This window comes from Microvirga sp. TS319, assembly GCF_041276405.1.
Lineage (GTDB): Bacteria > Pseudomonadota > Alphaproteobacteria > Rhizobiales > Beijerinckiaceae > Microvirga.
Genome location: NZ_JBGGGT010000002.1, coordinates 3533065 through 3550477 on the forward strand (window position 1 = coordinate 3533065; position 17413 = coordinate 3550477).

19 protein-coding genes are annotated in these 17413 nt (G+C 64.4%); 9 read left to right on the forward strand and 10 right to left on the reverse strand.

All coding sequences use genetic code 11. From position 1 onward, the window contains the following. Positions 1-122: 122 nt before the first annotated feature. Positions 123-329, reverse strand: a complete 207-nt coding sequence (locus tag AB8841_RS26135; RefSeq protein WP_370438665.1) for a DUF1192 domain-containing protein — start codon at positions 327-329, stop codon at positions 123-125. A 100-nt stretch (positions 330-429) separates the two neighbouring features. Between AB8841_RS26135 and AB8841_RS26140 the strand changes: the two genes are divergently transcribed. Continuing rightward, positions 430-1431: an NAD(P)H-quinone oxidoreductase gene (locus AB8841_RS26140; protein ID WP_370439376.1), complete on the forward strand. Its 1002-nt coding sequence runs from the start codon at positions 430-432 to the stop codon at positions 1429-1431. A gap of 351 nt (positions 1432-1782) precedes the next feature. Beyond that, positions 1783-2496 (forward strand): DUF1013 domain-containing protein, encoded by a 714-nt coding sequence (locus tag AB8841_RS26145; RefSeq protein ID WP_370438666.1) that lies wholly within the window; start codon positions 1783-1785, stop codon positions 2494-2496. An 87-nt stretch (positions 2497-2583) separates the two neighbouring features. Here the strand turns inward: AB8841_RS26145 and AB8841_RS26150 are convergent, their stop codons facing one another. Continuing rightward, positions 2584-4497 (reverse strand): propionyl-CoA synthetase, encoded by a 1914-nt coding sequence (locus tag AB8841_RS26150; RefSeq protein ID WP_370438667.1) that lies wholly within the window; start codon positions 4495-4497, stop codon positions 2584-2586. A 107-nt stretch (positions 4498-4604) separates the two neighbouring features. Between AB8841_RS26150 and AB8841_RS26155 the strand changes: the two genes are divergently transcribed. Continuing rightward, positions 4605-5363 carry a sulfite exporter TauE/SafE family protein gene (locus AB8841_RS26155; RefSeq protein WP_370438668.1) on the forward strand — a complete coding sequence of 253 codons (759 nt, stop codon included), beginning with the start codon at positions 4605-4607 and terminating at the stop codon, positions 5361-5363. 79 nt (positions 5364-5442) lie between these two features. Here AB8841_RS26155 and AB8841_RS26160 read toward each other — a convergent pair whose 3' ends face one another. Beyond that, positions 5443-5625 (reverse strand): YdcH family protein, encoded by a 183-nt coding sequence (locus tag AB8841_RS26160; protein WP_370439377.1) that lies wholly within the window; start codon positions 5623-5625, stop codon positions 5443-5445. Positions 5626-5812: 187 nt separating this feature from the next. Here AB8841_RS26160 and AB8841_RS26165 point away from each other — a divergent pair, with 187 nt between their 5' ends. The 5 genes from AB8841_RS26165 to AB8841_RS26185 all read left to right on the forward strand — a co-directional run bounded on the left by AB8841_RS26165 (position 5813) and on the right by AB8841_RS26185 (position 9232). Continuing rightward, on the forward strand, positions 5813-6013 hold the full coding sequence (locus tag AB8841_RS26165; RefSeq protein ID WP_370438669.1) for a YdcH family protein: 201 nt from the start codon (positions 5813-5815) through the stop codon (positions 6011-6013). Between the two features lie 94 nt (positions 6014-6107). Continuing rightward, positions 6108-6599 carry a 5-(carboxyamino)imidazole ribonucleotide mutase gene (gene purE, locus AB8841_RS26170; RefSeq protein ID WP_370438670.1) on the forward strand — a complete coding sequence of 164 codons (492 nt, stop codon included), beginning with the start codon at positions 6108-6110 and terminating at the stop codon, positions 6597-6599. A gap of 5 nt (positions 6600-6604) precedes the next feature. Continuing rightward, complete coding sequence (locus AB8841_RS26175; protein WP_370438671.1) at positions 6605-7684, forward strand: 5-(carboxyamino)imidazole ribonucleotide synthase; 1080 nt, start codon at positions 6605-6607, stop codon at positions 7682-7684. A 166-nt stretch (positions 7685-7850) separates the two neighbouring features. Then, positions 7851-8081 carry a 30S ribosomal protein S21 gene (rpsU, locus tag AB8841_RS26180; RefSeq protein WP_009763401.1) on the forward strand — a complete coding sequence of 77 codons (231 nt, stop codon included), beginning with the start codon at positions 7851-7853 and terminating at the stop codon, positions 8079-8081. Between the two features lie 284 nt (positions 8082-8365). Then, positions 8366-9232 (forward strand): tetratricopeptide repeat protein, encoded by an 867-nt coding sequence (locus AB8841_RS26185; RefSeq protein ID WP_370438672.1) that lies wholly within the window; start codon positions 8366-8368, stop codon positions 9230-9232. Between the two features lie 749 nt (positions 9233-9981). On the opposite strand, the gene AB8841_RS26190 is transcribed toward AB8841_RS26185, so the two are convergent. Then, positions 9982-10461 (reverse strand): N-acetyltransferase family protein, encoded by a 480-nt coding sequence (locus AB8841_RS26190; protein WP_370438673.1) that lies wholly within the window; start codon positions 10459-10461, stop codon positions 9982-9984. Between the two features lie 242 nt (positions 10462-10703). Between AB8841_RS26190 and AB8841_RS26195 the strand changes: the two genes are divergently transcribed. Further along, complete coding sequence (locus AB8841_RS26195; protein ID WP_370438674.1) at positions 10704-11039, forward strand: low affinity iron permease family protein; 336 nt, start codon at positions 10704-10706, stop codon at positions 11037-11039. Between the two features lie 70 nt (positions 11040-11109). Here the strand turns inward: AB8841_RS26195 and AB8841_RS26200 are convergent, their stop codons facing one another. From AB8841_RS26200 to AB8841_RS26225, 6 genes are all read right to left on the reverse strand, one after another. After that, on the reverse strand, positions 11110-12546 hold the full coding sequence (locus AB8841_RS26200; RefSeq protein WP_370438675.1) for an NAD(P)(+) transhydrogenase (Re/Si-specific) subunit beta: 1437 nt from the start codon (positions 12544-12546) through the stop codon (positions 11110-11112). 4 nt (positions 12547-12550) lie between these two features. Then, positions 12551-12991, reverse strand: a complete 441-nt coding sequence (locus AB8841_RS26205; protein WP_370438676.1) for a proton-translocating transhydrogenase family protein — start codon at positions 12989-12991, stop codon at positions 12551-12553. A gap of 19 nt (positions 12992-13010) precedes the next feature. Next, positions 13011-14147 (reverse strand): Re/Si-specific NAD(P)(+) transhydrogenase subunit alpha, encoded by a 1137-nt coding sequence (locus tag AB8841_RS26210; RefSeq protein ID WP_370438677.1) that lies wholly within the window; start codon positions 14145-14147, stop codon positions 13011-13013. Positions 14148-14216: 69 nt separating this feature from the next. After that, positions 14217-14510 carry an aa3-type cytochrome c oxidase subunit IV gene (locus tag AB8841_RS26215; RefSeq protein WP_370438678.1) on the reverse strand — a complete coding sequence of 98 codons (294 nt, stop codon included), beginning with the start codon at positions 14508-14510 and terminating at the stop codon, positions 14217-14219. A gap of 111 nt (positions 14511-14621) precedes the next feature. Continuing rightward, positions 14622-15839: a glycosyltransferase gene (locus AB8841_RS26220; RefSeq protein WP_370438679.1), complete on the reverse strand. Its 1218-nt coding sequence runs from the start codon at positions 15837-15839 to the stop codon at positions 14622-14624. 173 nt (positions 15840-16012) lie between these two features. Continuing rightward, on the reverse strand, positions 16013-17380 hold the full coding sequence (locus AB8841_RS26225; protein WP_370438680.1) for an ABC1 kinase family protein: 1368 nt from the start codon (positions 17378-17380) through the stop codon (positions 16013-16015). Positions 17381-17413 lie beyond the last annotated feature (33 nt).

Sequence of the window (17413 nt, forward strand, 5' to 3'; positions counted from 1 at the left end):
CGCCCAGGGCGGCTCACAAGTCTGACAGGGAAGCGTCACGAGAGTGGGAGGAAGAACCACCCAGGGCCCGGCGGGAGAGAACCGGACCCTTTCACGATACGCCCAGATTCCTTAAAATGGGGTTAACCTTGTCCAAGCCGGAAGAACGCGCTGGCGGCAGCGCGGGAACTTTCCTTGGCGGCCTTCGCCTCCTTCAGGCGGGCTATTTCCTTTTCCAGCATGACAACACGCTCGTCGAGCTCGTCGACGGAGAGCATCGACAAGTCCTGGCCGATTTCATAGGCGCTCAACGTCGCGCGCGGCTCGTCGGCGAAGGGATCGAAGGCCATGGCATCCTCCTCCTCAAGAAGATTCCTCTCGAACGTTAATGCGGCATGCACTCCTTGCCAACTTCGCCCTATATGAGCGGAGCTTGACCAAAGGAGGGAAATTATGGAGCCGATTCCAGGCACGATGCGCGCAGTGATCGCCGAGGGCAGCGGCGGACCGGACGTCCTGAAAGTGGTCGAGCGTCCGGTGCCCCAGCCCGGGGAAGGCGAGATCCTGGTGAGGGTGCGGGCCGCAGGCGTGAACCGCCCAGACGTGATCCAGCGCCAGGGCGGCTACCCCCCTCCTCCCGGCGCCCCGGATATCCTCGGCCTCGAGCTTGCGGGCGAAGTGGTGGGCTCGGACCCGAACGCCAACCGCTTTCCGCTCGGCGCCCGGATCATGGCGCTAGTGGCGGGCGGCGCCTATGCCGATTACGCGGTGGTTCACGAGAGCAACGCTCTGCCAGTTCCCGACGGCCTCTCCTTCGAGGAGGCCGGGGCGATCCCGGAGACCTATTTCACCGTCTGGACCAACGTGTTCGATCGCGGCGGCCTGAAGCCTGGCGAGACGCTCCTCATCCATGGCGGCACCTCGGGGATCGGCACCACCGCCATCCAGCTCGCCAAGGCGTTCGGAGCCACGGTGATCGCCACGGCGGGGTCTCCCGAGAAATGCGAAGCCTGCCGCCGGCTCGGCGCCGACACGGCGGTCAATTACCGCACCGAGGATTTCGTCGCCGTGGTGAAGGAGACGACCGGGGGACGCGGCGCGGACGTGATCCTGGACATGGTCGGGGGCGACTATATTCCCCGCAACCACGAGGCCGCCGCCCAGGACGGCCGCATCGTGCAGATCGCGTTTCTCAAGGGCAGCAAGGTCGAGCTGGACTTCCGCCGCCTCATGCTCAAGCGCCTCACCCATACGGGCTCGACCCTACGGTCCCGCTCGGTCGCCGAGAAGGCCGTGATCGCCCAGGCGCTCGAAACCCATGTGTTGCCTCTGCTGGAGCAGGACAGGTGCAAACCCGTGATGGATTCCACCTTCTCGCTGGACGAAGTGGCCAAGGCTCACGCCCGCATGGACGGCGGCGAGCATATCGGAAAGATCGTTTTGCGGCTCTAGCGCATCGTGCGAAAAAGTGGCCCCGGTTTTTCGCAAGGACGATGCGCTCACCTAAGGAGGGAGCATCGTGCGGACCCGGCGGGCGGCGCTAGCGAAAAGTGGCCCTGGTTTTTCGCTCAGGCGACGCGCTCTTTCCAAGACGGGAGCATCGGATGCAATCCCAAAAAGCGGAGCCACCTTTTCACGTCGGACGCTCTAAGGATTTGCAACATCGCCCCATGCTCCCTATAATCGTTATCGTTTCCCTCACAACGTGAGACGAGATGCTCCGGTCCGGACCGGTTCGGAGTGCAAGAGAGTTTTGCCGTGCGGCGCCGATGTCCGGTGCCCGGCTCCAAGGAGGTTCGCCCCATGTCCCAGGGTCCGCTGATGCCGAAGGCGACAGCCGTTTGGCTCGTCGAGAACACATCCCTGTCGTTCGACCAGATCGCCGATTTCTGCAAGCTCCACCCGCTCGAGGTGAAGGGCATCGCGGACGGCGAAGTCGCGGCAGGCATCAAGGGTCTCGACCCGATCACCACGGGCCAGCTGACCCGCGAGGAGATCGAAAAGGCGCAGAACAACCCCAATCACCGTCTGCGCCTTGCCGAATCCCGCGTGAAGCTGCCCGAGCAGAAGCGGGTGAAGAAGGGTCCCCGCTACACTCCCGTTTCGCGCCGCCACGACCGCCCCAACGCGATCCTCTGGCTCGTGCGCAACCATCCGGAGCTCAAGGACGCGCAGATCATGCGTCTGGTGGGGACCACCAAGACCACGATCCAGCAGGTCCGCGACCGCACCCACTGGAACTCGGCGAGCCTCTCCCCTATGGACCCGGTGACGCTGGGCCTCTGCTCGCAGATCGACCTGGATTTCGAGGTGCAGCGCGCCGCCAAGGACCGCCCGCACGTGGAGCCGCAGGAATATGGCGGCACCCTGATGCCGGCCGAGGTCTCCACGGCCGAGCCCGTGCGCGACGAACCTTTCGCGGACATGAGCCGCCCGAAGCCGCAGGAAGAGAACATCGACGTCAACTCGGTCTTCGCCAAGCTCAAGCAGCTCAAGCGCTCGGACGACGAGGAATAGGACAATCAAAAGGCCCGGATCGCTCCGGGCCTTTCGCTTTATGGGATGGAATCATCCCGGCCCATGGCCTGGATGGTGCTCTTGATGTCATCCCGCCACGCCCCGGCTCTTCAATGCCTCGCCGATTTCGTCCAGGATCGCGGGGTCGTCGATCGTGGCGGGCATGCTCCACTGGTCGCCGTCGGCGATCTTCTTCATGGTGCCGCGCAGGATCTTGCCGGAGCGCGTCTTCGGCAGGCGCGGCACGGTGATGGCGAGCCTGAAGGCCGCCACGGGGCCGATCCTCTCGCGAACCAGGGCCACCAGTTCCGCCTCGATCTCGGCCTGTGGCCGGTTGACGCCCGATTTCAGCACCACGAAGCCGCAGGGCACCTCGCCCTTGAGCATGTCCCTCATGCCGATCACGGCGCACTCGGCGACCGCCGGATGGGAGGCGAGAACCTCCTCCATGCCGCCCGTGGAAAGGCGGTGGCCCGCGACGTTGATGATGTCGTCCGTGCGGCCCATGACCCAGACGTAGCCGTCCTCGTCGATATAGCCCGCATCCGAGGTGTTGTAATAGCCGGGATAGACCGAGAGATACGCCTCCCTGAAGCGATCTTCCGCCTGCCAGAGGGTCGGCAAGGCGCCGGGAGGCAAAGGCAGCCTGATGACGATGGCTCCCATGGTGCCGGGCGGAACGGGCCTGCCGCTCTCATCCAGCACCTCGACCGTATAGCCCGGCAGCGGCACCGTGGGCGAACCGTGCTTGACCGGAAGGCCGCCGAGGCCCAGAGGGTTGCCGACTACGGGCCAGCCCGTCTCGGTCTGCCACCAATGGTCGATCACAGGCACCTTCAGGATATCCTCGGCCCATTTGACCGTGTCGGGATCCGCCCGCTCGCCTGCGAGGAACAAGGCCCGGAACGAGGACATGTCGTAGCCCTTCAGAAGCTCCGCTCCGGGATCCTCCTTCTTGATCGCCCGGAAGGCGGTGGGCGCGGTGAAGAGCGCGACGACGCCGTGGTCGGAGATCACCCGCCAATACGCGCCCGCATCCGGCGTCCCGACGGGCTTGCCCTCGTACAGGATGGCCGTGCAGCCGTGGAGCAGCGGCGCGTAGACGATGTAGGAATGGCCCACCACCCAGCCGACGTCGGACGCGGCCCAGAACACCTCGCCGGGCTCGACGCCGAAGAAGTTCTTCATGCTCCACTTGAGCGCGACCATGTGGCCGCCATTGTCGCGCACGACGCCCTTGGGCCTGCCGGTCGTGCCGGAGGTATAGAGCACGTAGAGCGGATCGGTGGCGGCCATGCTCACGCATTCCGCCGTCCTGCCGGCGGCCCTTGCCTTGGCGACTTCCTGCGCCCAGTCGAGGTCGCGCCCTTCCGTGCGCGAGCATTCGAGCTGCGGACGCTGCCAGATCAGACAGGCCTCGGGCTTGGAGGCGGCGAGCCGGACCGCTTCGTCGAGCAGCGGCTTGTAGGCCACCACCTTCGCGCCCTCGATGCCGCAGGACGCCGACAGGACGATCTTCGGTTTCGCGTCGTCGATGCGGGTGGCCAGCTCCTTCGCGGCGAAGCCGCCGAACACGACGGAATGGATCGCCCCGATTCGCGCGCAGGCCAGCATCGCAAACACGGCTTCCGGGATCATCGGCATGTAGACGATGACCCGATCGCCTTTCTCGACGCCCATGTCCCGCAGGACGGCCGCGAGGGTCGCCACTTCGTCCTGCAACTCGGCATAGGTGATGCTGCGCTTCGAATTCGTGACCGGGCTGTCGTAGATGATCGCGGCCTGATCGCCGCGCCCCGCCACGTGCCGGTCGACGGCGTTGTGGCACGTATTGCACTGCGCGCCGACGAACCATCGTCCGTAGGCGCCGGCCTCCGGGTCGAAGGTCCCGTCGGCTGGCCTGAACCAGTCGATCTCCCGGGCGGCCTCGCGCCAGAATCCTTCCGGATCCGACGTCCAGCGCGCATAGATCTCGTGATAGCGGCTTTGGGTTGCAGACATGGCGTTTCCCGTTGCTGTCACCGCATGGGACTTGTGGTTGTCATTGTGGTAGCAGGCGGCATGGCCGTGGTCAGCGGCGACTTTCGACGAGCTTCCTCAAGGTTCCCATGATCACCGACCCTCTCTTCTACGCCGCTGCGATTCCGGCGGTCACGCTTTTGGGGCTGGCCAAAGGCGGCTTCTCGGGACTCGGGCTTCTCTCGCTTCCCTTGATGGCGCTGGTGGTCTCGCCCGTGCAGGCCGCGGCCATCACACTGCCGATCCTGATCGTGCAGGACGTGGTATCCGTCTGGGCGTACCGGCATGCCTGGGACAAGCGCAACGTGGTGCTGCTGGTGACCGGGGCGCTCTCCGGCATCCTCATGGGCTACCTTCTGGCGGCCAGGGTCCCGGACGAGGCGGTCAAGCTCGCGGTCGGCGTGATCTCCATCAGCTTTGCCGTTCGCCGGATGATCCTGGAGCGCCGCGCCGTTCCACCGGCGGCCGCCCCGGCCGATACGCCGCGCGGTCTCTTCTGGGGCTGGGTGACTGGCTTTACCAGCATGATCGCCCATGCGGGCGGCCCACCCTTCCAGATCTACGTGATGCCGCAGAAGCTGCCGCGCGACGTGTTCGTAGGCACCGGCGCGATCGTGTTCGCGATTCTCAACTGGATCAAGGTTCCCCCTTACATGGCGCTCGGCCAGTTCACGGCGGAGAATCTGGCAACCGCAGCCGCCCTCTTCCCGGTCGCCATCGCGTCGACCTGGGCGGGCGTCCTGCTCGTGCGGCGGGTCTCGGGAGAGAGCTTCTACACGGCCGTCTATGGGCTGCTGATCCTGGTGGGCGCGAAGCTTGTCTATGACGGAGCAGCCGTGCTGATCTGACGGCCCCATGGTCCACATGAAAAAGCCGCCGCTCCTGGTCGGAAGCGACGGCTTTCGGTGGGAAAGCGAAAGATGGCCTTTAATGCACCGCCGTATCTGAGCTTCTCAGCCGGGTAATCTCATCTTTCAGTTGGAGTTTCTTCCGCTTCAGCTCTGCGAGTCTCATATCGTCCAGGGCCGGCCTGTTGAGGGCATCCTGGATCTCGCGCTCAAGAGCCCGGTGCTTCCGTTCGAGCTCCGTCAGGTGATTCTGTAGCGGCATGTCAGTTCCTCCTGTCTGATTACTGACAGGCATATTTTGCCAGACATACTGTGGCGAGTCGAAGGCAAAAATCCCGAAATCGAGAGTAGAAGATGATGGCGTCGTCTTGCCCTTCGAATGGCTTGAGCGCATACTTCCGCGGTCCCGCCGTGTCCCGTTGGGGAACGGAAATTTGGATCGATTTTCAATGACCGAATTGGCTGAACTGGAAGCGGAATTGGCTCGCCTGAAGCAGGAGCACCGCGATCTCGACATGGCGATCGACGCCCTCGAGAGCATGATCGCCGGCGATCAGCTCCAGGTTCAGCGGCTCAAGAAGCGGAAACTCGCCCTCAAGGATCAGATCATCCAGCTGGAAGATCAGCTCACGCCCGACATCATCGCCTGAAAAGGCCGCGTTTTCCACGCTATAGCCTTGCCTGCCGGAGACACCTTCGTTATGTCCGGCTGAATTCCCTGGGCCTTCGAAGCCGGAGCACATCATGGCGAGCGTCCCCGTTGCCATCATCATGGGCAGTCAATCGGATTGGGCAACCATGCGTCATGCCGCCGAGACCCTCGACGCGCTCGGCGTCGCCTACGACGCCCGCATCGTCTCGGCCCACCGGACCCCGGAGCGCCTGGTCGCCTTCGCCAAGGGCGCCAAGGCGGAAGGCTTCCAGGTCGTCATCGCGGGCGCGGGCGGAGCCGCGCATCTTCCCGGCATGACGGCCGCCATGACCCCCCTCCCCGTCTTCGGCGTTCCGGTGGAATCGAAGGCACTATCGGGCCAGGACAGCCTCTTATCCATCGTGCAGATGCCCGCCGGCATCCCCGTGGGAACCCTCGCCATCGGCAAGGCCGGTGCCGTGAATGCGGCGCTCCTCTCCGCAGCCGTGCTCGCCCTGCACGATTCCTCTCTGGCCGAACGGCTCGACGCGTGGCGCAAGCGCCAGAGCGACAGCGTGGCCGAGCGCCCCTCCGACGAAGGCTAAGTTTCATGATCCGTCCCGGCTGCACCATCGGTATCCTTGGCGGCGGGCAGCTCGGCCGCATGATGGCGATCGCCGCGGCGCAGCTCGGCCTGAAGGCCCATATCTACGCCCCGGAAGAGAACAGTCCCGCCTTCGACGTAGCGGCCGAGGTCACCGTCGCGGCCTATGAGGACGAGGCGGCCCTGGTGCGCTTCGCCAAGGCCGTGGACGTGGTCACTTACGAATTCGAGAACGTGCCGAGCGAGACCGCCGCCACCCTGAGCGCCCATACGCTGCTCGCGCCCAACGCCCAGGCGCTCGCCGTGTCGCAGGACCGTTTCCTGGAAAAAACCTTCATCTCCGGGCTCGGCATCCCGGTCGCTCCGTTCGCGGCCTTTTCCGACGCGGCGGAACTGAGCGAAGCCGTCGACCGGCTCGGCCGGCCGGCCGTGCTCAAGACCCGCCGTTTCGGCTATGACGGCAAGGGCCAGGTCATGATCCGGCCCGAGACGGACCTCGCCGCCGCCTGGGACGAGGTGGGCCATGCCCCCTCCATCGTCGAGGGCTTCGTGCCCTTCGAGCGGGAAGTATCCGTGGTCGCCGCCCGCACCGCCTCCGGGGCCTTTGCGGCCTACGATCTCTGCGCCAACGAGCACCGGCATCATATTCTCGACGTCACGCGGGTTCCGGCGAATGTCTCGGCCTCGACCGAGGCCGAAGCCATGCGGATCGCCAAGGCCATCGGCGATGCGCTCGATTACGTGGGCGTGCTCGCGGTGGAGCTGTTCCTGGTCACCGCAGGCGGCCAGGAGCGCCTTGTGGTGAACGAGATCGCCCCCCGGGTTCACAATTCCGGCCATTGGACCCTCGGCGGGGCCGTGACGTCCCAGTTCGAGCAGCATATCCGGGCCGTCTGCGGCTGGCCCCTGGGAGCGACCTCCCGCCTCGGCCGGGTGGAAATGAAGAACCTCATCGGGCATGACGCCGACGAGTGGGAGAGCCTTCTCGCCGAGCCCGGCGCTCACCTGCATCTCTACGGCAAGGCCGAGGCCCGGCCCGGCCGCAAGATGGGCCACGTGACCCGCGTTTTTCCGGAATCGGCCTGAACCTTTCGGAGTCGACGGCGTTATCACTCTGGTTCGGCGCTTTTGTCGGAAGCAACTCTGGACAGGCAAGGCTTCTTCTGGTATCGACGCCAGCCAATAGAGGTGCGCATGACGCGCCTCGTTTTCTTTTACACAATCGAAACGGCTCAAAATACGAGGAATTCGCGTGCAGGTTCTTGTCCGGGATAACAACGTCGATCAGGCGCTCCGCGCTCTCAAGAAGAAGATGCAGCGTGAGGGCATTTTCCGCGAGATGAAGCTCCGCGGCCACTACGAGAAGCCGTCTGAGAAGAAGGCCCGCGAAAAGGCCGAGGCCGTCCGTCGCGCCCGCAAGCTCATTCGCAAGCGCATGCAGCGCGAAGGCCTTCTGCCTTCGAAGCCGCGCCCCACTCGCTAAGATCTTGACATCGGCCTTTTCTTGAGGCCAGCCCGTCGATTGTGAATCAGCGCCCTCTGCGCAGCAGGGGCGCTGTTTGCATGTATGGCACAGGCTCTCCCGCGCCTGCGCGGAGCAAAAGCATCCGGTCAGTCCCGGCATCCCGGCGATTTTCGATCCAAGCTCCCGATCGCAATCAGACTTTTTTCCTTGCCGTCGCCATTCTGTTGCCGTGTTTCGCGGCTGTTAAGGTTTATCCGCTAAACCACCCCTCGACGATGTCGAGAAGTAAGTTGGAGACAAAGGTGATCGCCCCATCGATTGGCCGTTTCGCCCCTGTGAGCCTGGCCCTGACCGCCTTGAGCCTTGCTGCCTGCAGCACGATCGGAGGCGGCGCCCCCACTCAGCGCATCGCCGTCGTGGAAGAGGACACCCAGGGCACGAGCCAGGTGAACATCGCCTCCCTGTCCGATGTCATCCAGCGCAACCCGAACGATCCGAGCGCCTACAACACCCGTGGGGCGGCCTATGCCCGCGTCGGCCGCTACAGCGACGCCATGACCGACTTCTCGAAGGCGATCCAGCTCGATTCCAACTATGCCCCGGCCTATACGAACCGTGCCCTGGCCCTGCGCCAGACGAACCGGAACGACCAGGCCCTCGCGGATTTCAGCCGTTCCATCCAGGCCGACCCGAATTACGGCCCGGCCTATATCGGCCGCGCCAACCTGCTGCGCGTCCAGGGCCATTATCAGGAAGCCCTGAACGACCTCAACATGGCGACCCGCCTCTTGCCCGAATCGGCGGAGGCGCTCCACGCGCGCGGCCTGCTCTATCAGCGCCAGGGCATGCACCCGCAGGCGATCCTGGACTTCGACGCCACCATCGACCGCAACCCCTTCGTCGCGGCGCCCTATGCGGCGCGCGGCCAGAGCTATGTGGCGACGAACCAGTTCGACAAGGCCATCGAGGACTTCAACGCGGCGCTCAATGTGAACCCCAAGGATGCCGATTCCTGGGCCTGGCGCGGCGTGGCGCTGGAGCGCAAAGGTGACCGCCAGCAGGCGATCGAGAGCTACCAGCGCGCGCTCGGCATCGACAGCGCGAACGCGACCGCCCGCCAGGGCAGCTCACGCCTCCAGGGCGGCGTGGCGGGCCTGTTCCGCGGCTGACCTTGGCGAGGGATGCTCCCTTTTTGGAAAGAGCGCATCGTTCTTGCGAAAAACCGGGGCCACTTTTTCGCACGAGGCGCTAGGGCTATGACCCTCGCCTCCCCTTCCCTGCGAAGCGTCGCCCATATCGAGAGTTTCCTGGAAGCGCATGCAGATCTGCATGCGCTTCTTTGCATGTAGAGGGCGGCGGCTGTCCAGCCGATTGGACCGGCTGACCCTTTATTGGGAAACCCGGATCCTGAGATTTTGTATCAGAAACTCTCGAATCTCTCGTGTGCATGCGTCCGCTGGTAACGATTGCAGGACGTTCCCTCGCTGAAATCCGTGCATGAGTACGAGAAGCTCCATGTGCTTCTCGCCCAACTTTCGCTGATCCCGATATCGGACGATGAATGGTCTATAGATCTGCTCCTCCCAAGGGAGTCCGCAGCTTTGGGCCATTGCTGAGAAAGTTCCGACCGTTACGATCTCGCGCGCGTCGCGCATCGACATGGGCGACTTCTCCGGGCGTACGAGATGCTGGAAGGCCTCATGCACCTCCTTGATCCGCATCTCGGTGATGTACCGTCCCGGGTCGTAGATACTTTGCTTGGCAACCGTACTTGGCTGGGCATAGGAGCTTCCAGAGAGCAGGACCGCAATGAGGGGCGCTAAGGGAAAAGACCAACGGAGAGAAGATTTCACGGAAGCTCCTGAGACAAGATCATACGTTATATAATAACTAGTATCTTTTAGAACAATGGCGCCGCTCAGAGTTCCTTCTTCAGGAACGCCACGTAGGGCTCGAAGCCGAACCGGCTATAGGTGCGCATCGCGCGCTCGTTCGCCACGAGCGCGCCAATCATGAGGCGCTTCAGGCCGGCCTCCCTGGTGAGGCGCTCCGCCTCGGTCAGGAGCAGCTGCCCGATCCCCTTCCCGCGCCAGTCCAGATGGATGACGAGGTCCGTCACCGTGCCATGCTGGCGGACGTCGCCCGCCACATAGGCGGCGTCCTGGTCGAGGGAGAAACCCATGGCGCCCACGACGATCCCCTCCTCCTCGGCCAGGACGATCCGACCGTTGCGGCGGGAGAGCCGCACCATGAGCTCGTCGTAATAGGCATTGGCCCCGTCGTAATCCCGCCGCCGGTCGCCCACGAGATCGGCCTCGAACACGTTGAGCTGGTGAATCAGCTCGACGACCGTATCGCGATCGTGGGGCAAGGCGGTGCGGAGACGGATGGAGGACATCGATGGAATCCGAAAGTGAACAAACAGATCGTGGTGCGGGTTATTGCCTTTGAGACTTGAAAAATCAGTCTCGAAGGCCGATAGGAAGTCTGCAGGCCGAATGCGGCCCGCGCCATCAATGGAAGCACAACCCCATGTCTAGCGACAGTCGAAAGACCATGCCGTCGAGGGCTCGCATAGTAGGCTGATCGCTTGAGCCTCCTGTGACCGAGCCTTTGGCGGCTGGTCGCAAGGAGAGCATCATGAAAAAATTCATCACGAACCGCTTCGAGCGTCTCGCCGAGTGGATCTCTGACAATCTCGGCCATCCCTATGCCTTCATGGCTGCCTGCCTGTTCGTGTTCGTATGGGCCGTCACCGGCCCCGTATTCCAGTTCTCGGATACGTGGCAGCTGGTGATCAACACGGGCACCACCATCTGCACCTTCCTCATGGTGTTCCTGCTCCAGAACACGGGCAACCGCACCATTGACGAGATGGAGGAGCGCCTGAGGGCCATGGAGAATACGAACCGCGAACTGCTGCACGAGATCCGCGGCCTGCGGCAGGAGCGGATCGGCCTCAAGGAGGCGGCGTAGGAAATCCTGCTGATTTCTAAAGGAAAATGCCCGGTCCGCAGCCGGGCATTTTCATGAATCTTCCTGGAAATCAGAGGCTCTTTAGAATGTCGTCGACGACCTTCTTGGCATCGCCGAAGAGCATCATGGTGTTGTCGCGGAAGAACAGCTCGTTCTCCACGCCCGCATAGCCCGAGCCCATGCCGCGCTTGATGAACAGCACCGTCTTGGCCCTCTCCACGTCGAGGATCGGCATGCCGAAGATCGGCGAGGCCGGATCGGTCTTCGCCGCCGGATTCGTGACATCGTTCGCGCCGATCACGAAGGCCACATCGGCCTGCGCGAATTCCCCGTTGATGTCCTCGAGTTCGAAGACCTCGTCGTAGGGCACGTTGGCTTCCGCCAGCAGCACGTTCATGTGGCCGGGCATGCGCCCTGCCACTGGGTGAATGGCGTATTTCACCTCGACGCCCTCGGCCTTCAGCTCGTCCGCCATCTCGCGCAGGGCGTGCTGCGCCTGGGCCACCGCCATGCCGTAGCCCGGCACGATGATCACCTTCGAGGCATTCTTCATGATGAAGGCCGCATCGTCCGCCGAGCCCTGCTTCACGGGCCGCGACTCCACCGCGCCACCGGCAACCGCCGCCGTCTCGCCGCCGAAACCGCCGAGAATGACCGAGATGAAGGAGCGGTTCATGCCCTTGCACATGATGTAGGACAGGATCGCGCCCGAGGAGCCTACCAGCGCACCCGTGATGATGAGCGCGAGATTGCCGAGAGTGAAGCCGATTCCCGCCGCAGCCCAGCCGGAATAGGAGTTGAGCATCGAGACCACGACGGGCATGTCCGCGCCACCGATGGGGATGATCAGCGTCACGCCCAGCCCGAAGGACACCAGCACGATCAGCCAGAAGGCCGCGTGGCTCCCGGAGCGGATGAAGACGACGAGCAGCACCAGCAGCAGGAGCCCGAGACCGATATTGATGAGGTGTCGGCTCGGCAGCAGGATCGGCTTGCCGGACATGCGCCCGTCGAGCTTCAGGAACGCGATCACCGAGCCCGTGAAGGTGATCGCCCCGATGGCGACACCTAAGCCCATCTCGAAGAGCGAACCGCCGGGGATCCGGGCGACAGGACCACCGGCAACGAGGCCCTGACCCACGGCGTCGTCATGGAAGAGACCGAAGGCCTGCGGCGCATACAGGGCCGCCGCGGCCACGAACACGGCGGCGAGGCCGACGCCCGAGTGGAAGGCGGCCACCAGTTGCGGCATCGCCGTCATCGGCACGCGCCGGGCGATGACGGCACCGGCGCCGCCTCCGATGGCAAGCCCCAGGATGACGAGCCCCCAGCCGCCGAGTCCGTCGGGCCGCGTGAAGGCCAGCGTGGTCAGGATGGCGAGCGCCATGCCGGCCATGCCGTACAGGTTTCCGCGCCGCGACGTCGTCGGATGGGACAGCCCCCGCAGGGCCAGGATGAAGAGGACGCCGGAGATCAGATAAAGAAGGTTCGAGACGTTCCCGGACATGGCCTCACCCCTTCTTCTTGTACATGGCGAGCATGCGTTCCGTGACGAGGAAGCCGCCGAAGATGTTGATGCCGGCGAGGACCAGCGCGATAAAGCCGAAGACCCGCGCCAGTCCCGTTCCTTCGACCGTCAGCGGCACACCGACCGCCAGCAGCGCGCCGACCACGATCACCGAGGAGATCGCGTTCGTGACCGACATGAGCGGCGTGTGCAGGGCGGGCGTGACCGACCAGACCACGTAATAGCCGACGAAGATCGCCAGGACGAAGATGGCCAGACGGAATACGGTGGGATCCACCGCCCCATGGGTGACCGTGGATACGGCCGCGCCTGCGGCGGTCGCCACCTGATCGGCCAGGAGCTGCGCCTGCTCGGCGGCGCGCTGGGCCGTTTCGGCCGCCGCGCGGGCCTGTTCGACAGCCTGTTCGGGCGTGAGTGTCGCCATGATCTCCCCCCTTGGAAAGTTAAGCTGCGGGCTGGAAGGCGGGGTGAACCACCGCGCCGTCCCGGGTCAGGCAGGTGGCCTTCACGAGATCGTCGTCCCATTTCACGGACAGCGCCTTGGTCTCCTTGTCGACCAGCGTCTCGACGAAGGCGTAGAGGTTCTTGGCGTAAAGGCTCGAGGCGGTGGCGGCGAGCCGCCCCGGCACGTTGAGATGGCCCACGATCTTGACGCCGTTATGCTCCGTCACTTCGCCGGGCTTCGACAGCTCGCAATTGCCGCCGCGCTCGACCGCGAGATCGACGATCACGGAGCCGGGCTTCATGGATTCCACCATGGCGCGGGTGAGGAGCCGGGGCGCGGGCCGGCCCGGGATGAGCGCCGTGGTGATCACGATGTCCTGCTTGGCGATGTGGGAGATGACGAGCGCCGCCTGCTTGTCGCGGTATTCGGCCGACATTTCCTTGGCGTATCCGCCGGCGGTCTCGGCCTGCTTGAACTCCTCGTCCTCCACCGCGATGAACTTGGCGCCGAGGCTTTCCACCTGCTCCTTGGCGGCCGGGCGCACGTCGGTGGCGGTCACGACCGCGCCGAGACGCCGGGCCGTGGCGATGGCCTGGAGGCCCGCCACGCCCGCCCCCATGACGAAGACGCGGGCCGCCGGCACGGTGCCGGCCGCCGTCATCATCATCGGCATGGCGCGGCCATATTCGGCGGTCGCATCGATGACGGCCCGATAGCCGGCGAGATTGGCCTGGGAGGACAGCACGTCCATGACCTGCGCGCGGGTGATGCGCGGCATTAGCTCCATGGCGAAGGATGCGACCCCGGCCTCCGCCAGGCCCTTGAGAGCCGCTTCCTGGCCATAAGGGTCCATGATCGCGATCACGAGGGCGCCGGGCTTCACGCCGGTGAGCTCGCCTTCAGCCGGGCGGCGCACTTTCAAGATGACGTCGGCGTCCCGCAGAGCCTCCTCGCGGGAGGGGGCGATCATGGCTCCGGCGACCTCGAATTCCCCGTCCGGGATGCCGGCCCTCGCCCCGGCTCCCGCCTGGACGACCACGTCCGATCCGAGGGCCTTGTACTTCTTGACCGTTTCAGGCGACGCGGCGACACGGGTCTCCGCTCCATCGGCTTCGGAAAGAACGGTGATTCGCATCTTAGTCCCCTGCGATCGGTCGAGATAAAGAAAAGGCCCTGGAAACAGGGCCTCATCATACTCGGGATGTCAGTAGAAGATGAGTGCAAGCAATAAGAGGACACCCACGGCTGCCGGGGCGCGAACCCCGATCGATGGGGCGATAGCCCCGATCGCCCCGGACGCGAGCGATAGGATCACGCCGAAGATCGCTGTCAGCCAGGCATGCTTGATGCCGCCGACCGCCAGAGCCAGCACGTGACAGATGACGACGGCAGTCGCGATCTCGGCGAACCGCACGAACCCACTGTAGGTCACCTCATGGGCAGGGCCGTCCATCTCCGGACTATAACCCCCATGCGGCGCATGTTTTGTATCGGCCATGATTCAACGCCCTATTAGCATCGGTTGTTAATTGCTGCGTTTAACGCATGCGGTGAGGAGCCGCAATCTTTCCAAGCAACTCCGGCAGAACTTTATGAACGCGCGGAGCTGTTATTTTATCCTCAGGAATTCGCGCCATTGCGGCAGGCACACGGTCTCGTAGTCGTAGCGCTCCACCGCGATCCGGCGCGCCTCCGCCGCCATGGCGGCGGATTTCTCCGTCTCGGCCAGGGTTTCCCGCACCCGCTCCGCCAGGGCCTTGGGGTCGAAGAAGGGGAAAAGACGCCCATTCACCCCGTCCGTGACGATCTCGCGGACCGGCTCCGTATCCGAGGCCACGATCCGGCATTCGAGCGCCATGGCCTCGATGGACGACCAGGACAGGACGAAAGGATAGGTCATGTAGATATGGGCGGAGGAGACCTGGAGCACTCTCACGAACTGGTCATAGGGCAGGTTTCCCACGAGATGGACCCGCGACCAGTCCACCGGCCGGTCGATGCGGGCCTTGAAATGCTCGTACCAGGAGATTCCCCCCGGCGCCGCTCCCGAATAGCTGTTGCCCTTGCCGCCGATGACGACGACCTGGAGGTCCGGATCGATGTCGAGCAGATCGGGCAGGCTCTTGAAGACGACATGGGCTCCGCGCATCGGCTCGATGTTGCGGGTCACGTAGGTGACCACCGGCTTATGGCGCGTCAGCCTCGGCCCATCCTTGCCGATCTGGAGCCCGACCGTCGGGTCCGGCATGAGCCTCTTGGTGTCGATGCCGTCGTGGATGACGGCGATCTGATCCCGCAGATAGGACGGGAACGTGTCCCGCTGGTACCGGGTCGGAGCGACAGCCGCGTCGGCGGCATCGAGCGCGCCGAGCTGCATGGAATTCTTCAGGCGAAGGCGCCAGATCACCTCCTCGTTGGTGATGGGGAACTCGGGGTCGAAATCCAGGTCCTGGCCCTTGGCGCGGTAATAATATTCGAAATAGGCTATGTGCCGGGCTTTGGGCCACACGTCCTTCAGGAAAAGGTTCTCGCCCCAGCCGGTATTCACCACCACCACGTCGGGCTCGAAGCCCTGCTTGGCGAGTTCCCGCGCCTTGTGCGCCACGCCGTAGGCTCGCCGAAGACGGGGAATGACCGGCGAGTAGCGCGCCTCGTGCTGGGGATCCTCCGGTCCCGGCGCAGGATCGTAGCGGATATACCGCACGCCCGGCAGATGGCATTGCTTGACCATGCCCAGCGCCACGACCTCGTGTCCCTCGGCGACGAGGCTCTGGGACAGGCGCAGAAACTGGCCCGGAAAATTCTGATGAACGAAGACGATCTTCATAGGCTGCCTCCCGCTGGAGCATCGGACGCGGGAAGTGGATTTGCACTTTTGGAATTAATGCGATGCTCTCCCCGTAGAACAGCGCATCGAGCTTGCGAAAAACCGGGTCTACTTTTCCGCACGATGCGCTGAGATACGGCCTGTAAGGCCTCCCTTCGCGAAACGCAACCTCATTACACGGGGTTCGGCAATCCGGAAGCGGCCAGGATCTCGGCCTGGCGCTGCGCCAGCCCCTCAAGCGAGAAGCGCTCGATCTCGGTCTCGAAGAGCCGGTGGTAGTTCAGCTCGGCCTTGAGGTGCAGGAAGACGGCGCCGAGCCCCACCGCCGCCCGGTCCATGAAGACGAATTCGCGCGGCACCGTGACGGGGCCCTTCTCCTTCAGGGCCTTGTGCACCTCGAAGGCCTGCCGGCGGCCGTATTCTCCGGGCTTCACCCCATCGGCGACCGTGCGGACCCGGTCGTCCAGCAGCGGCGCGTAGATGAAGCGGGCCCAGATGTTGAGGATGTCGATCAGCTCGTTCGAGAGGCTCCGGAAGCCCCAGGTCTCGTAGGCATGGACGATCCTGGCGCGGTCGTCCGTCTGGAGACCCCGGTAGAGATCGACCACCCCGCCGACGAAGCGCGGGTGGAAGATGCGGATGCAGCCGTAATCGAGCAGGTTGATGCCCCTCGCCTCGCCTCCGTCGGAGAACACCGTGTAATTGCCCAGATGCGGATCGCCGTGGATCACGGCGGCATGGCTGAAGGGGTGCCACCAGGCCTTGAACATGGCGATGGCCAGCCGGTTGCGGGTCTCGACCGGGCTTTCCGTGAACTGCAGGATCTTCTCGCCTTCCAGCCATTGCAGCGACAGGAGTCGCCGCGTGGAGAGTTCGGGGTGCACCTTAGGCACGCGCACATCCTCCACATCCGCCAGCGCCTCGGCATAGAGCGATGCATGCTTGGCCTCGCGCTCGTAATCGAGCTCCTCGCGTACCCGCTCGCCGATCTCCTGGGCGATTTCACGGGTGTCGATGGCGGGATCCATGCGCCGGTGCAGGGCGAAGACGAATTCGAGCTGCTTCAGGTCGGCCTCGACCGCCGATTGCATATCCGGATACTGCAGCTTGCAGGCGAGCTTCTCGCCGTCCTTCGTGGTCGCCCGGTGAACCTGGCCCAGTGATGCCGCAGCGGCAGGGTTGAGATCGAAGGAGCCGAAGCGGCTCTGCCATTGCGGCCCCAGCTCCGCCTGCATGCGCCGCTTCACGAAAGCTGCCCCCATGGGCGGCGCTTCGCTCTGCAGCTTCTGCAGTTCGGCGGCATATTCAGGCGGAATGAGATCGGGAATGGTGGCGAGCAGCTGCGCCACCTTCATGATCGGCCCTTTCAGCCCGCCCAAGGCCTGCGCGAGCGCCGCCGCGCTGGAGGCGTCGCGCGCATCGCCGCCGAAGAGCCGCGCGCCGGCCATGCGCGCGGCCACGCCGCCCATGTTCGCGCCGACGCGGGCATAGCGCGCGGCGCGGGCGGTAAAGCGGTTCGCTTCGTTGTCGCGATCACCCATGGGAGACAGTCTTTCCGATCATGTAACGATCAT